This window comes from Nocardia sp. 852002-51101_SCH5132738 (genome assembly GCF_001665695.1).
Taxonomy (GTDB): domain Bacteria; phylum Actinomycetota; class Actinomycetes; order Mycobacteriales; family Mycobacteriaceae; genus Nocardia; species Nocardia nova.
The window spans coordinates 1-14,749 of sequence record NZ_LZML01000183.1; the positions used below are offsets into that span (position 1 = coordinate 1).

General features: G+C 67.5%; 12 protein-coding genes and 2 pseudogenes. 11 read left to right on the plus strand and 3 right to left on the minus strand.

Features of this window, described 5'->3' with window-relative positions; genetic code table 11:
* From A5789_RS36035 to A5789_RS27050, 10 genes and pseudogenes are all read left to right on the plus strand, one after another.
* Positions 1-86, plus strand: a pseudogene (locus A5789_RS36035) (F420-dependent glucose-6-phosphate dehydrogenase); the annotation flags it as partial.
* A 168-nt stretch (positions 87-254) separates the two neighbouring features.
* Positions 255-3,506 carry a formate dehydrogenase gene (fdh, locus tag A5789_RS27015; protein WP_064906887.1) on the plus strand — a complete coding sequence of 1,084 codons (3,252 nt, stop codon included), beginning with the start codon at positions 255-257 and terminating at the stop codon, positions 3,504-3,506.
* Positions 3,507-3,508: 2 nt separating this feature from the next.
* Positions 3,509-4,414 carry a 4Fe-4S dicluster domain-containing protein gene (locus A5789_RS27020; protein WP_082940991.1) on the plus strand — a complete coding sequence of 302 codons (906 nt, stop codon included), beginning with the start codon at positions 3,509-3,511 and terminating at the stop codon, positions 4,412-4,414.
* Between the two features lie 74 nt (positions 4,415-4,488).
* A complete protein-coding gene (gene nrfD / locus A5789_RS27025) occupies positions 4,489-5,448 on the plus strand; it encodes an NrfD/PsrC family molybdoenzyme membrane anchor subunit (protein ID WP_227462715.1) in 960 nt (319 codons plus the stop codon).
* Between the two features lie 106 nt (positions 5,449-5,554).
* A pseudogene (locus A5789_RS27030) lies at positions 5,555-6,116 on the plus strand (hemerythrin domain-containing protein).
* A gap of 377 nt (positions 6,117-6,493) precedes the next feature.
* Positions 6,494-6,754, plus strand: coding sequence for a hypothetical protein (locus tag A5789_RS36975; RefSeq protein WP_146098739.1), 261 nt, complete (start codon positions 6,494-6,496; stop codon positions 6,752-6,754).
* Positions 6,751-7,596 (plus strand): SDR family NAD(P)-dependent oxidoreductase, encoded by an 846-nt coding sequence (locus tag A5789_RS27035; RefSeq protein ID WP_064906886.1) that lies wholly within the window; start codon positions 6,751-6,753, stop codon positions 7,594-7,596. The genes A5789_RS36975 and A5789_RS27035 overlap by 4 nt, the downstream gene beginning before the upstream one ends.
* A 202-nt stretch (positions 7,597-7,798) precedes the next feature.
* The gene (locus tag A5789_RS27040) at positions 7,799-8,377 is read left to right on the plus strand and encodes a hemerythrin domain-containing protein (RefSeq protein WP_064906885.1); all 579 of its coding nucleotides are present in this window, start codon (positions 7,799-7,801) and stop codon (positions 8,375-8,377) included.
* Positions 8,378-8,485: 108 nt separating this feature from the next.
* Positions 8,486-9,535 (plus strand): NAD(P)/FAD-dependent oxidoreductase, encoded by a 1,050-nt coding sequence (locus A5789_RS27045; RefSeq protein WP_064906884.1) that lies wholly within the window; start codon positions 8,486-8,488, stop codon positions 9,533-9,535.
* Between the two features lie 84 nt (positions 9,536-9,619).
* Positions 9,620-10,171 carry a dihydrofolate reductase family protein gene (locus A5789_RS27050; RefSeq protein WP_063017181.1) on the plus strand — a complete coding sequence of 184 codons (552 nt, stop codon included), beginning with the start codon at positions 9,620-9,622 and terminating at the stop codon, positions 10,169-10,171.
* 29 nt (positions 10,172-10,200) lie between these two features.
* Here A5789_RS27050 and A5789_RS27055 read toward each other — a convergent pair whose 3' ends face one another.
* Positions 10,201-10,578, minus strand: coding sequence for a VOC family protein (locus A5789_RS27055; RefSeq protein WP_227462716.1), 378 nt, complete (start codon positions 10,576-10,578; stop codon positions 10,201-10,203).
* A 201-nt stretch (positions 10,579-10,779) separates the two neighbouring features.
* Between A5789_RS27055 and A5789_RS27060 the strand changes: the two genes are divergently transcribed.
* The gene (locus A5789_RS27060; RefSeq protein WP_063017185.1) at positions 10,780-11,631 is read left to right on the plus strand and encodes an SDR family oxidoreductase; all 852 of its coding nucleotides are present in this window, start codon (positions 10,780-10,782) and stop codon (positions 11,629-11,631) included.
* A gap of 25 nt (positions 11,632-11,656) precedes the next feature.
* Here the strand turns inward: A5789_RS27060 and A5789_RS27065 are convergent, their stop codons facing one another.
* Entirely contained in the window at positions 11,657-13,018 is a 1,362-nt protein-coding gene (locus tag A5789_RS27065) for an FAD-dependent oxidoreductase (protein WP_064906882.1), read from the minus strand.
* Positions 13,019-13,175: 157 nt separating this feature from the next.
* Complete coding sequence (locus A5789_RS27070; RefSeq protein WP_064906881.1) at positions 13,176-14,546, minus strand: MFS transporter; 1,371 nt, start codon at positions 14,544-14,546, stop codon at positions 13,176-13,178.
* Positions 14,547-14,749: the final 203 nt, after the last annotated feature.

The window sequence follows — 14,749 nt, forward strand, 5'->3', positions numbered from 1 at the left end:
TCTTCCACGCCCCGGGCCACGATCAGCGTCGTTTCCTGGATCTGTTCGCACGCGACCTCGCCCCGCGCCTGCGCGCATTGACCTGAGATTTCACCGCTCATGGCGTGCCCGCCGTAGCAGTAGGCGTGAACCCCAACCGCTGCGGCGCGGCAGGCCTCCACCGCGACAATGCCGGGATCTCGGTGGGGCACGTTTGAGTCCGGAGATCGCGGGTAGCACGGCGAGGACTTCGACGACCGAGCCGAGGAGCCGCGGTGGGTATACGTCAGTGGATCACGGAGTGGCCGGTCTACCGGCAGTTGACCGGCGAAGACCCCCTCGGCAAGGCGGCCGCCGCGCAGTCCGAGCACAGTCGATCGTTGCAGGCCAGAACGACCGACGCCGACCGTGTCGTGACGTCGGTGTGCCCGTACTGCGGTGTGGGGTGTTCGCAGCGGGTCTACGTCAAAGACGAGAAGGTCGTTCAGATCGAAGGTAATCCGGACTCACCGGTCAGCCGCGGACGACTGTGCCCGAAAGGTGCGGCGAGCCTGCAGTTGACGACCGGGGAGGCCCGGCGCCATCAGGTCCTCTATCGGCCGCCGCACGCCACCGACTGGCAACCGATCGGTCTCGAGCGGGCGATGGACATGGTGGCTGATCGGGTGATCGCCACCCGGCGCGCGTACTGGCAGGACGAGGTCGACGGCAATCGCACCGCCCGCACGATGGGAATCGCGAGTCTGGGCGGAGCCACGCTCGACAACGAAGAGAACTACCTGATCAAGAAGCTGTTCACCGCGCTCGGCGTCGTGCAGATCGAGAACCAGGCCAGGGTCTGCCACAGCTCGACCGTCGTCGGGCTGGGCACCTCGTTCGGTCGAGGCGGGGCCACGACCTTCCTGCAGGACCTGCAGCATGCCGACTGCATCATCATCGAGGGATCCAATTTCGCCGAATGCCATCCGGTCGGCTTCCAGTGGGTGATGGAAGGTAAGGCGCGCGGCGCCGTGGTCATCCACGTCGATCCCCGCTTCACACGCACCAGCGCGCTGGCGGACCTGCACGTTCCGATCCGCGCCGGCACCGATGTCGCATTTCTGGGCGGAATCATCAATCATGTTCTCTCCGAGGACAAGTACTTCCGCGAATTCGTCGTCAACTACACCAATGCGGCGACGATCGTCGACGAGGAGTTCGGCGATACCGAAGACCTCGACGGCCTGTTCTCCGGTTTCGAACCCGAGGCCCGGCACTACAAGAGCGCCGAATGGCAATACGAAGGCGTCGACGTGGCCTCGGCGTCGGGGCAGCGTGGCCGCGGATCCGGCGAGCCGCACAAGGAAGACGACGTCCGTTCCGCCGGACGTCCCGAGCAGCACGGCATGGGCGGCGCGGCGCTGGAGGGCGAGTTCGTCCGCGACGAGACGTTGCAACATCCGCGCTGCGTCTTCCAGATCCTCAAGCGCCACTACGCCCGCTACACACCCGAGACGGTGCACCGCATCTGCGGCATCCCGCCGGAGACCTTTTTCGAAGTCTGCCGGCATCTGACCGAGAACTCCGGTCCCGAGCGCACCAGTGAATTCGTCTACGCCGTCGGCTGGACTCAGCACAGCACGGGCAGCCAATTCATTCGCGCCGCCTGCGTGCTGCAGATGCTGCTCGGCAATATGGGCCGGCCCGGCGGCGGTATTCAGGCCCTGCGCGGGCACGCCAGTATTCAAGGTTCCAGCGATATCCCGACGCTGTTCAATCTGCTGCCCGGCTATATCCCGATGCCGTACGCGATGCCGCGGCAGAGCCGCGCCGATTTCATCGACTCCCATGCCGCGCGCATCGGCTTCTGGGCGAATATGGACGACTATCTGGTCAGCTTGCTCAAGGCGTGGTGGGGTGATGCGGCGACCGCGGACAACGAATTCTGCTTCGACTATCTGCCCCGGCTCACCGGCTCGCACAGCACCTACGACACCGTCTTCGAGCAACTGGAAGGGCGGTGCAAGGGCTATTTCCTGTTGGGGGAGAACCCGGCCGTCGGCTCGGCGAACGCCACGCTGCAGCGGCTGGGCATGGCGAATCTGGATTGGCTTGTGGTGCGCGACTTTTCGTTGATCGAGAGCGCGACCTGGTGGAAGGACGGTCCCGAGACAGAGACCGGTGAGATCCGCACGGAAGACAACGGCACCGAGGTGTTCTTCTTCCCCGCCGCCGCGCACACCGAGAAGTCGGGCAGCTTCACCAACACCAACCGCCTGCTGCAGTGGCACGACCAGGCCGTCGAACCCGACGGCGACGCCCGCAGCGACCTGTGGTTCACCTATCACCTCGGGCGCATCATCCGCGAGAAGCTGTCCGGTTCCACCGACCCGCGAGACCGTCCGATCCTCGACCTCACCTGGGACTACCCGACTCTGGGCGATACCGCCGAACCCGACGCCGACGCCGTGCTGGCCGAGATCAACGGCTTCGACGGGCAGGGCAACCCCTTGCAGAGCTATACGCAGCTGCGCAACGACGGCTCGACCACGTGCGGATGCTGGATCTACTGCGGAGTCCGCAAGGACGGCGTGAATCAGGCGGCACGCCGCAAACCACAGACCGAGCAGGACTGGGTCGCGCTCGAATGGGCCTGGGCATGGCCCGACAACCGCAGAATCATGTACAACCGCTGTTCGGCCGCACCCGACGGATCCCCGTGGAGCGAACGCAAGAAGCTCGTGTGGTGGGACGCCGACCAGCAGAAGTGGACAGGCCTGGATGTGCCGGATTTCCAGGTGACCAAGTCACCGGATTACCGGCCCGGCGACGACGCCGCGGGTGTGGACGCGTTGTCGGGCATCGACCCGTTCATCATGCAGGCCGACGGCAAGGGGTGGTTGTACGTCCCGGCCGGCCTCGCCGACGGACCGCTGCCGACCCACTACGAGCCGCAGGACTCACCGGTGCGCAACGAGCTCTACGGACAGCAGCGAAGTCCGGCACGAATGGTGTTCTCCGACCCCCGGAATCGCTACGCGCCCGATGCCGGCGAGGCGGGCGCTCGGGTCTACCCCTACGTGGCGACCACCTACCGGCTCACCGAACAGTTCACCGCGGGCGGCATGTCGCGCTGGACTCCGTACCTGTCGGAGCTGCAGCCGGGAATGTTCTGCGAGGTCTCACCCGAACTCGCGACCGAACGGGGCCTGGTCAACGGCGAGTGGGCGACGATCGTCAGCCCGCGTGCGGTGATCGAGGCCCGGGTGCTGGTCACCGATCGGATGACGCCGCTGACCGTGTCCGACCGCACCGTGCACCACGTCGGCCTGCCGTACCACTGGGGACCCAATGGGCTCAGTACGGGGGATGCCGCCAATGAACTGTCTTCGGTTGTGCTGGATCCGAATTCGCACATCCAGGAGGTCAAGGCATTCACCGTCGACATCCGGCCCGGACGTCGCCCACGCGGCGCCGATGCGACCGCGATGGTCGCCGACTACCAGCGGCGAGCAGGAGTCACCGACAAGACCGGCACGGGAGTGTGAGCATGGACCTCGAACGAGACCTGACCGCCGACGACCCGCCACACAGCGGTGGCTACCCGGATCAGCACCCGCGGATGGGATTTTTCACCGACACCACGGTGTGCATCGGCTGCAAGGCCTGCGAGGTGGCGTGCAAGGAGTGGAACCACGTTCCCGACGACGGTTTGAACTTCACCGGCATGTCCTACGACAACACCGGCGGGCTGGGCGCCGACACCTGGCGCCACGTCGCATTCGTCGAACAGCGCAAACCGATTGCGGCACAGGCGAATACCGCCGAGGTGGTGGATCTCGGAATGCCGAGCTCCACCAAACCGGGGGACGGTGACGGGGAGCGTGGCGAATTCCGCTGGCTGATGTCGTCGGATGTGTGCAAGCACTGCACGCATGCGGCATGCCTCGATGTCTGCCCGACCGGGGCGCTGTTTCGAACCGAGTTCGGAACGGTCGTGGTGCAGGAAGACATCTGCAACGGTTGCGGATACTGCGTGCCGGCCTGCCCGTACGGCGTCATCGACCAGCGCGAGGACGACGGCCGGGTATGGAAGTGCACGCTGTGCTACGACCGGCTCGGCGACGGAATGGAGCCCGCCTGCGCCAAAACCTGTCCCACCGATTCCATTCAGTTCGGCGAACTGTCGCAGCTGCGCGAGCGCGCCGAAGAGCGCGTCCGGCAGCTCCACGACGCCGGCGTCACGGATGCCCGGCTGTACGGGCAGGATCCCGACGACGGCGTCGGCGGCACCGGGGCGTTTTTCCTGCTGCTCGACAAACCGGAGGTGTACGGCCTGCCGCCGGACCCGCTCGTCACCACCCGTGACCTACCGGCCATGTGGCGCAACGTCGGCATCGCGGCGTTGGGCATGCTCGCCGGGCTGTCGGCGACGTTCCTGAAAGGGCGACGATGAGCGAGCACGAGAGGCAGACCGGCATACCGCAGGATCGGTCTGCGCCACCTGATCGAACGGCCCTCACCGGAGACGTGAATCGGTTGCCGCGGCGCCGGCGGGGACGCGGCCGGGGCGAGAAGAAGGTGGTGCCCGACGCGCACTTCGAGTCCTATTACGGCAAGCCGATACTCAACAAGCCGACGTGGGAGGCCCGCGATATCGCCGGTTACCTGTTCCTCGGGGGGCTGGCAGGCGGATCGTCGGTGCTGGCGATGGGCGTGGAATTGACCGGCCGCCGGAAAATGGCCCGCGTCACCAAGGTCAGCGGGCTGGCCGCGATCCTCGCCTCCCTGGTGGCGCTGGTCCACGACCTCGGCCGCCCGGAACGATTCGTTCGGATGCTGCGAGTGTTCAAGCCGAGTTCGCCGATGAGCGTCGGTTCCTGGATCCTGGCCACCTACGGTCCGCTGGCGGGAGTCGCCGCGGCCACGGAGATCACCGGATGGTTTCCCCGTGTCGGCAGAGCCGCGACCGTCGGGGCCGGCGTCGTCGGCCCGGCCGTCGCCTCCTACACCGCCGCGCTGATGTCGGACACCGCGGTGCCGACCTGGCACGACGGATATCGCGAGATGCCGTTCGTATTCGTCGGCTCGGCCGCCACCGCGGCGGGCGGACTGGCGGTCCTCGCCTCGCCCGCGCACGAGGCGGGCCCCGCGCGCCGCGCCCTGATCCTCGGTGCCGCAACCGAATTGGCCGCCGGTGAGGTGATGAGCCGCCGCATGGGATTGTCGGCAGAGCCACTGCATCAGGGGACCGCGGGCCGATTGATGAACGCCGCCAAGGCATTATCGGTGTTCGGCGCGGTCGTCGGGGGAGTCGGGGGCCGACGGTCGAGGACCGCGGCGATCATCGGCGGCGCCGCCGCGGTGGCAGGTTCGGCGTGCACCCGGTTCGGCATCTTCCACGCCGGCGTCGCGTCCGCCGAGGATCCGAAGTACACAGTGATCCCGCAACGAGAGCGGCTCGCGCAGCGTGAGGGTGTTCCCGGCTGAATACGAGGGGCCGGGGCGGGTAGTGCGGCCGTATAGCGCCGACCTCGGCTTCCTGCGCCGACCGGCGTCGAAACAATTCATTCCCGGCAGAAGAAGGTGTTGGTAGATGAGCGCGGACAAAGCGGATGTCGTAGACCTGTTGATCGCGCAGCATCGACAGATCGAAGATCTCTTCGACAAGTTGCGCGCCGGACCTGACGACAAGCAGAACCTGTTCGAGGAGCTGGTACGGCTGCTGGCGGTGCACGAGACCGCCGAGGAAGAAGTCGTCCATCCGGCAGCTGCGCGCGCAGTTCGGTGCGAAGCCGATGGTGGAGAACAGGCTGGCAGAGGAGAACGAGGCGAAGCGCGACCTCGCCGAACTCTACGACCTGGGCGTGGACAACCCGGAATTCGACGCCAAACTCTCGGCATTCGCTCGAGCGGTGCTCGCGCACGCCGAACACGAGGAAAAGGAAGAATTCGCCTTACTGCGCCAGTCGTTTTCGGGGACCCAGCTGACCCACATGGCCAATACGGTCCGAGGCGCCGAGGCCATCGCACCTACCCGCCCGCACCCACACGCGGGTGAATCGCGTGCTGCCAACCTCGTGGCCGGACCACCACTGGCCGTGTTCGACCGCGCGCGCGACGCACTGCGGAATGCTCGTCAGCACGACACACAGTGACGTGCAGCGCCACCTCGCGCAGGCCGACGACGGGGCCTGCGCAGCGAAATGCGGGAAGCCACCGCGAAATTCGAGTAGCGGTCTACTCGGGTCGGTCGCTCCGTCGGTGCATACGCTGACAGCAACGTAGAAAGTTGAATGTTCGGCGTGGCTGGATCGGATGAAAGTAACGACGTCACCGGCACCGCCCGAACCGGGGTACGTTGCCGCAGCACATCGCGGCGACGGTCGGCGTGAACGGCGACCCGGGTTTCGTGGCGGCGGTGCGGCTCGGCTTATCGCCGCACAGCGTCGTCGGCACTACACCACACCGGTACCGCTGTGGGCCGCCTCGGGGTTCCTCGTTCGGTCGGTCGACACGATGTCCCCGGAGTCAGGTGGTGGACATCGTCGGTCTCGGTGGCATCGCGGTTGCCCATGTCGGTTTTGCGCTGCCCCGGTCCGGGAGGTTCCGGGTGATGTTCGATTCGTCGATTCGCCGCGGTCGGTGGCGCGATGGCAAGGGCCAGGTACCTGAGGGCGCGAGTAACGACCACGTCGGCTGGATGCTGAGACGCGCGCCGATCGTCGACCGAATTCTAAGCTGGTGGCATACGGAAGGCGCACGCCACGCATCCACCGACTGGAGACCCTGGTGACAGATAGCCGATCCTCGAACTCGCGACGCACGATCGTCATAACCGGTGCCAGCGACGGCATCGGAGCGGTGACCGCCCGGGCGCTGGCCGCCCCGGACGTCGACCTCGTCATCGTCGGCAGGTCGGCGCAGAAACTTGCCACGGTGACCGCCGACACCGGTGCGACCGCCTTCACAGCCGATTTCGCCGTTCTCGACGATGTGCGCGGTCTCGCCGAGCAGATCGGTGACCATGTCGGCTCGATCGACGTGCTGCTCAACAACGCGGGCGGTCTCTTCGAGCCGCGACAGCGGACTGTCGACGGGCACGAACCCAATTTCCAGATCAACCATTTGGCCCCGTTTCTGCTGACCAATCTGCTGCACGACAAGCTCGCCGCCAACGGCGCGCTCGTGCTGAACACCGCGAGCGTCGGCAACCTGTTCGGGCGCGTCGACATCTCCGACCTCGACTACCGGCGCCGCCGCGCCTTCGGATGGCGCGCCTACGGGACGAGCAAGCTGATGAACATCATGTTCACCCGCGGTATCGCGCAGCGCTGGTCGTCGGACGGAATCGTCTCCGCCGCAGTACATCCCGGTCCTGTGGCGTCGAGCTTCGGCCGCGACTCGCGCGCCGTCGGCCTGCTCTACCGCACCCCACTGCGCCACGTCGGAACGATCACCCCCGCCCGCGGCGCCGAACCCCTGATCGAACTGGCCGGCCGCGGCGCCGACCCGGAAATCAACGGCGTCTACTTCCATCGGCACCGAGCGCGAGGCCCCGAGTCCCCGCAAGCACACAACCGCCGCCTCATCGACGAACTGTGGACTGCCTCGGCCGATCTCGTCGGCCTCGGCTGAGCAAACATCGCCGAGAGTATCGCCGGCCCCGGTATCGAGGACTTGTTCGCCGCCGGGCGCAATTTTCGGCGTGAACTGCAGGGAGATGTGAGCGTCGTCGGCGGTGCGTTATGGTCGGGTTCCAGGGGACGTCCCGGCTACCTGCGCGGCAGCCGGTCCTCGGGTCCGGTACTTGCCTGCGATGCGGTGTCAGGGAGGAAATGTGGATATCACCCAGTTGATCCTCGATGACCATCATGAGCAGCGGCGGCTGTTCGCGATCGTGGAGCAGATCGATCGCGGGGACACCGGTGCGCTGGGGGCGATCTGGGACCGGCTGGCGGCGTTTCTCGAGCTGCATGCGCAGGCCGAGGAGGAGATCTTCTATCCCGCGCTGCTGCAGGTCGGGATCGCGGCGCGGCGTGCGAGCGGGGCGGAGGACGAGACACTCGACGCCATCCACGACCACAACGAGATCAGGGATGCGGTCGCCGACGTAGGGCGGCACCAGGTGGGCACCGACGAGTGGTATGCCGCTGTCGCGGCGGCGAACCTGGCCAACAGCGACCATATGGCCGAGGAGGAGCGCGAGGGGCTCACCGACTTTCGCCGCCTGGCCGGACTGCAGCGCCGCCATCAGCTCGCCGTGGCCTTCGCGGCGTACGAGGCGCGCAACTACGCGGGCGTCGTGCCCGTCGACAAAGATCCGGCCGGCTACGTCCGCGCGGCGGAGGCGGTGCTGCGCGGCGAGGGGAACGGATCGCTCAGTGTGGGCAGCTTGAAGCGAATTCCGCCCAGCTGAGGAGAGTCGATCAGTCCTCGGCGAATGTTGCGATGCGCGTGGCACTCTGGACAAGTGCCTGTTCCGGCGGATGGCCGCCGGCACGACAACGCTGGGAGGTCGCAGGACATGGTGAGCGTTATCGGTGGCGGGATCGCGGGCAGTTGCCTGGCCGGTGGTCTCGCGCGGCAAGGGCATCGGGTCGCGCTCTACGAACAACAGCGCCCGGGTCCCGGAGCCGGGGCGTTTCTGTTCATCGACGGGCGCGGACACGATGCGATGGAGGCGATGGGCGTCGATCGCTCGGCGCTGCACGAGGTGTCCTATCCGCTCGCGGGACTCGACTACGAGGACAGTCGCGGCCGGCGCAGCGAAATGCCCAGCCGCGGACATCGTTTCTGGTTGCGCCGCAACCTCATGGGCGTGCTCTCGGAATTCGTCGCGCGCTCCGGCGCCGACCTGCGCTACGGCGAGCCGATCACCGAAGTGACGGTGAGCGACGACGATCACACGATCCGGCGGGGCTCCGACGTCGTCACCACCGAGGAGCTGCTGATCGGCGCCGACGGTATCGACTCCGTCGTCCGGGCCGCGCTGGAACCCGCACGCACACCGGTCTACGCCGGTGATGTCGTGCTGTACGGAATGACCGGCACGCCATTGGATCCGCCGCCGCCCACGACCCCCGCGGTCCTCCACTTCTTCGCCGAGGTCGCCGAAGACGGCAGTGCCGGAAGTACTTTCGGCCACATCTGGCGCCCCGAGGACCCCGCAGCCCTGTGGTTCGTGCGGATCCCGCGCGATCCCCTCCCCGGTACTCGCGACGATATCGGGATGCGGCCGGTCGACGAGTGGGCCGAAACCGTCCTGGCCGCAACGCCTTCCAGCCGGGCGCTGGTATCGGCCTTCCTGTCGCGGACGGAACTGGTGCACGTCAGCAACGCCCGCAACGTCCCGCTGGAAGGCGCACGCGCACCGCAGGATTCGGTGATCCTGATCGGCGACGCCGACCACGCGATCACTCCGGCGGCCGGGGTGGGAGCCCGTGACGCGCTCGAGGACGCCCGTGCGGTCTTCGACGCGATCGTCGGCACCGCCTCACCCGCCGAAGCGATGACCCAACGCCGCAAGCAGATCGTCATCGACCGGGAAACCGCCCAGCGAGCGCGGCGCCGATGACTGTCACCGCGTCGGCAGATCCGTGAGCCGGGACCATTTCGTTGTGCGCCGATGAATTTCGCGCCCACAGGACGTCTCCTTCTCATGAGGAAACTGAGCTACGGGATCAGCATGTCCCTGGACGGCTACATCAACGACCGCGACGGCAGCATCGACTGGTCGAATCCGGACGACGAGTTGCACCAGTTTCACAACGACCGGTATCGGGACATCGAGATTTCACTGCACGGTCGTCGCCTGTACGAGCTGATGGCCGAGTACTGGCCGCATGTGCCGGAGGATGCGCCCCCGATCCAGCGTGAATTCGGCAGGTTGTGGACGGAGAAGCCGAAGGTCGTCTTCTCGCGGACACTGACCGAGGTGCACTGGAACAGCACGCTGGTCAGCGAGAACGCGGTGGAGCAGGTGCGCAGGCTGAAGGCCGAGGGCGACGGCGTCATCGAGGTCGGCGGCGCGAGTCTGGCGGCTTCGCTGATTCCGCACGGGCTCGTCGACGAGTACCAAGTGTTCGTGCTGCCCGTGGTGCTCGGCGGCGGCACACCGATGTTTCCCCTGCTGGACAAGCGTATTCCGCTCCGGTTGGCGCAGACGCGGCATTTCGACACGGCGGTGATGCTGCGCTACGTCGTCGACTGAGGACGGGTCCGGCTCGAGGTCAGAGAACGTCACCCAGCGGGGCTTAACCGACTGGCGATTTGGTAGACGTTCCCGAACGGGTCGCGAACCATGGCGCGGCGGTCACCGTACGGCGTGTCGAGCGGTGCCTCCAGCGTGTCCGCGCCCGCGGCGACCGCGCGCTGGTAGGTGGCCCCGACGTCGTCGACGTAGATGTAGAGAAAGGCCGGAAACGGTTCGCGCTCGCCGGATTCCGAGACCATGATCAGCGAATCGCCGACGCGGACCTCGGTCGGCCGGTTCGGCTCCACGTCGCCGGTCGCCCCGAATACGGTCCGCAGAAACGCGACCGCCGCGGGGTGGTCGGCCACCACCATGCGTGGTGTCACCGAACGAAAACCCGGCGGGGGAGCAGAAGCCGTAGCCATGGCGCGAGTCTGGCACGCGATCCTCGACCGGGATGGCGTGTCGGCGGGAAACGTTCGCCGACCTGCGCTGTGGCTCCCGTGGGGCGCGGTCGCCATTGTGCACGCGCTCGCACTCGGGCACAGTTCGGTGCGGCGGTGACGGGTCGTCGGCCGCCGGTTGGTGATCGTTCGAGGCTCGGGTAGCGGAAAGCAGGCGATGCGGTGGGTGTGTACGTGGTGACCGGTGCGGCGTCCGGAATGGGGCGCGCCGCGGCGGAGAAATTGCGTGAGCGGGGCCATACGGTGGTCGGTGTCGATCTCAAGGACGCGCAGGTGGTCGCGGATCTGTCGACGCCGGCCGGCCGCCGCACCGCGATCGACGGTGTGCTCGCGGAGGTGGACGGGCATCTCGACGGCGCGATACTCGCCGCGGGGGTCGGGCCGGCGCCCGGTGCGGACCGGCCGCGGCTGATCTTCGAGGTGAACTACCGCGGCGTCGTCGAACTGCTCGACGGGTGGCGCACGGCCCTGGCCCGGGCGGATGAGGCGAAAGTCGTTGTGTTCGGCAGCAATTCGACGACCACCACCCCGTTGGTGCCGCGCCGGGCGATTCGTGCGCTGCTGGCGGGCGACACGGACAAGGCGCTGCGGGCGTTGCGGATCTTCGGCCGGAACGCGCCGTCGATCGCCTACGGCACCTCGAAGATCGCGGTGAGCCACTGGGTGCGCCGCCACGCGACGACCGCGCAGTGGGCAGGCGCGGGAATCCGGCTCAACGCGCTGGCACCCGGCGCGGTGCTGACGCCGCTGCTGGAGAAGCAGCTCGCGACCCCGGCCGAGGCGAAGAACATCGAGCGTTTCCCGGTCCCGATCGGCGGCTTCGGCGATCCGGGCGATCTGGCCGAATGGGCGGTGTTCATGCTGTCGCCCGCCGCGCGATTCCTGTGCGGCAGTATCGTTTTCGTCGACGGCGGCAGTGACGCCTATTTTCGTGCCGATGACTGGCCACGCGCTGTCCCGCTGCGCAAGCTGCCCGGTTATCTGTGGCGATTCTTCGGCTCGGGTCCGCGCTGAACGTCGCGGACCGCGTCGGGGCGCCTCAGACGGCGGCGAGTTCGTGCCGCAGCACTTCGCTCGCGGCGCGTTCACCCGAGCGGACCGCGCCGTCGACCCAGCCGCACATCACGGCCGAGCTCTCGGTGCCGGCCCAGTGAATCCGGCCGCACGGTTCGCGCAGCGCGCGGCCGAACTGGGTGAGCACGCCGGTCGGCGTGTGGCTGAGCATTCCGCCACCGGAGTACCGTTCGGCGCTCCAGTCCTGCTCGACGTACTCCTCCGGGGAACCGGCCTTCGTCCCGAACCTGCCGGCCAGTTCTCGCAGGATGGCCGTTCTGCGGTCGGTGGCGTCGAGGTGTCCGATCCGGCGGGCGGTGGGCCCCTCCGTGATGACGCACAGGATTCCGGGCCGGGCGGTGTCGGTGCAGGCGTCGAGGGTGACGGTGGCCGGCGACCCCGGCGCGGCCGACTGCCCGGACAATCCGTCGTGCCGCCAGAACGGTTCGGCGTAGACGACGGAGGTCTTGATGATCGAGCCGCTCGGCACACGCTGATGCAGCAGTGAGCGATCGACCGGCAGCATCGGCTCGTACCGGATCTGACCGGCGATCGCCAGCGGGACGGCCACGATCGCCCGATGGGCACGCAGCGCCGACCGACCGGCGTGCACGGTTACTCCGGCATCGTCCTGCTCGATGCCGTGCACCGGCTGCGACAGCCGAATCGCCTCACCGAGCTCGGCCGCCATCGCACGGTAGATCGCACCCATGCCGCCCACGGGCCGGGAGTCCTGGGAACCGCCCCTGACGCTGAACATGAAGTTCGGCCCGCCCCCGGACGCCATCTGATACAGCGCGAAGAGCATCGACACCTCCGAGGCGGCCGAGGTGTAGCTGCCCGCGATGGCGGTCTCGAGCAGATCGTGGGCGGTCCTCGACCGGACGGTGCGATTCAGCCACTGCGCCAAGGTGATTCGATCCCATTTCTCGGCGTTCTTCGCATCCCACGGTGCGTCGAGCGGAATCGACTTGCACAGGTGGGCCAGCTCGGCGAAGCCGGCGCCGAGATGGATCGAGGCCCACGGACTCATCGTCCACGGGATCGTGCCGGTGTAGCGGTACTGCTTGCCGTCGACGACCATCAAAGCCTGGCCGTCGGTGTACTGGCGATAGCTTCCTACGCCGAACTCGTTCATCAGGGCGCGGACCCGGTCCTGGCCGGGCCCGATCCAGGCGCCGCCGCGGTCGATCCAGCAACCGTCCCCGCGCACCTCGGTGAACGTGCGCCCGCCGAGCCGGTCGCGAGCTTCGAGTACCGCTACCGATCGGCCCGCCTGTTTCAGTCGCAGCGCGGCGGTCAACCCGGCGAACCCGCCGCCGATTACGCAACAGTCCACATCCGTCATCGAGAGCCGCCTTCGTGTCGACGTTCTCCGGGCGGCGGCGGGGCACGGCACTGCTCACATCCACGACCTCGCCGCGACGAACCACTTCGGTCGGATCGGCACCTCAGGTGGGCAATTTTAGAGCAAATCGGGGAGGTGGCGGACCGAAACCCCGCACCTACCACCGGTGGCCGGTCGCGACGGGTTTCGGGGAGCCCTCGCGCGGAACGAGCACGACGCGCCGACCCGACATCCGCACTCGCAGGCCGGCGGCGCGGGCGAGGACGACACCGATCAGCGCCGCTGAAAGTGCGGAGACCGCTCCGCAGGCGAACAGGCCGAATCGGGGCCCGAACTCCTCGGTGAGCCATCCGACGATCGGGCCGCCGATAGGTGTGCCGCCGGTGAAGACCATCATGTACAGCGACATCACCCGCCCGCGCATGGCCGGGTCGGTTTCCAGCTGCACCATCGAGTTGCCCGAGGTGTTGAAGGTGAGTCCGAGCAGGCCCACCGCGGCGAGCAGCGCGGTGAACAGCCAATAGTCCGGGGCGAAGGCGGCGACCGCCTCGAGCGCGCCGAAGCCGACGGCGGTGCCGACCAGCATCCGCATCCGCACCCGCCCGCGGCGACCGGCCAGCAGCGCGCCCGCGAGCGAACCCGCTGCCAGTGCGGTGTTGAGCAGCCCGTACTTGCCGGCATCGACATCGAAGACGTGATACGCGAAGCCCGACAGCACGGTGGGGAAGTTGTAGCCGAAGGTGCCGATGAAGCCCACCATGACGATCGGCCAGAGCAGTTGCGGATGGGCGCTCACATACCGGAGGCCTTCACGCAGTTGCCCTTTCCGGCGCGGCAGGCGCGGCACCGGTGTCAGCTCCGCCGGTCGCATGGCAAGCAGACCGGCGATGACGGCGACGAAGGAACAGGCGTTGATCGCGAAGGCCCAGCCGGAGCCGACGGCGGCGATCAGCGCTCCCGCGACCGCCGGCCCGACCAGTCGCGCGGCCTGGAAGTTCGCGGAGTTCAGACTGACGGCGTTGCGCAACCGCTGCCGGCCGACGATCTCCGGGACGAACGACTGACGAGTCGGATTGTCGACCACGGTCACCATGCCCAGCACCAGCGCCAGCACGTAGACGTGCCACACCTCGACCGTGCCGGTCAGCGTCAGGACCGCGAGGACCGCGGCGAGCAGTCCCATGGTGGCCTGGGTGAGAACCAGAAGTCCGCGCTTGGGGAAGCGATCGGCGATGACGCCGCCGTAGAGACCTAACAGCAGCATCGGCAGAAACTGCATGGCAGTGGTGATGCCGACGGCGAACGCGCTGCCGGTGAGACCGAGCACCAGCCAGTCCTGCGCGATCCGCTGCATCCAGGTACCCGTATTGGAAACCACCTGGCCCGCGAAGTAGTAGCGATAGTTCGGCACGGTGAGGGAGGCGAACATCCCACTGGGGCGATCCGGCGGTGCCGGCGGTGGCGCGGGCAGCTCGGACGGAAGTGAATCGGTGGTGGTCTCGTGGTCGTCGGTGCGAGTCGCGGTCAAGACTGCCTTTCCTGCGGTCAGCTCCTTGTTCGGTGAAGAGCAACGTTCGGTTGCTGCGGATGGGCTCGGAGAGTGGATGCGGCGCGACGCCGGGTGAGCCGGTCGGCGGTCCGCCGATCCACGTTGTTTAGCCTATCTAATCAATTATACTGCGGCGCAGCCGATGATCTCTGTGCGGTTGGCAACAGGAAGACGGTCTCGGC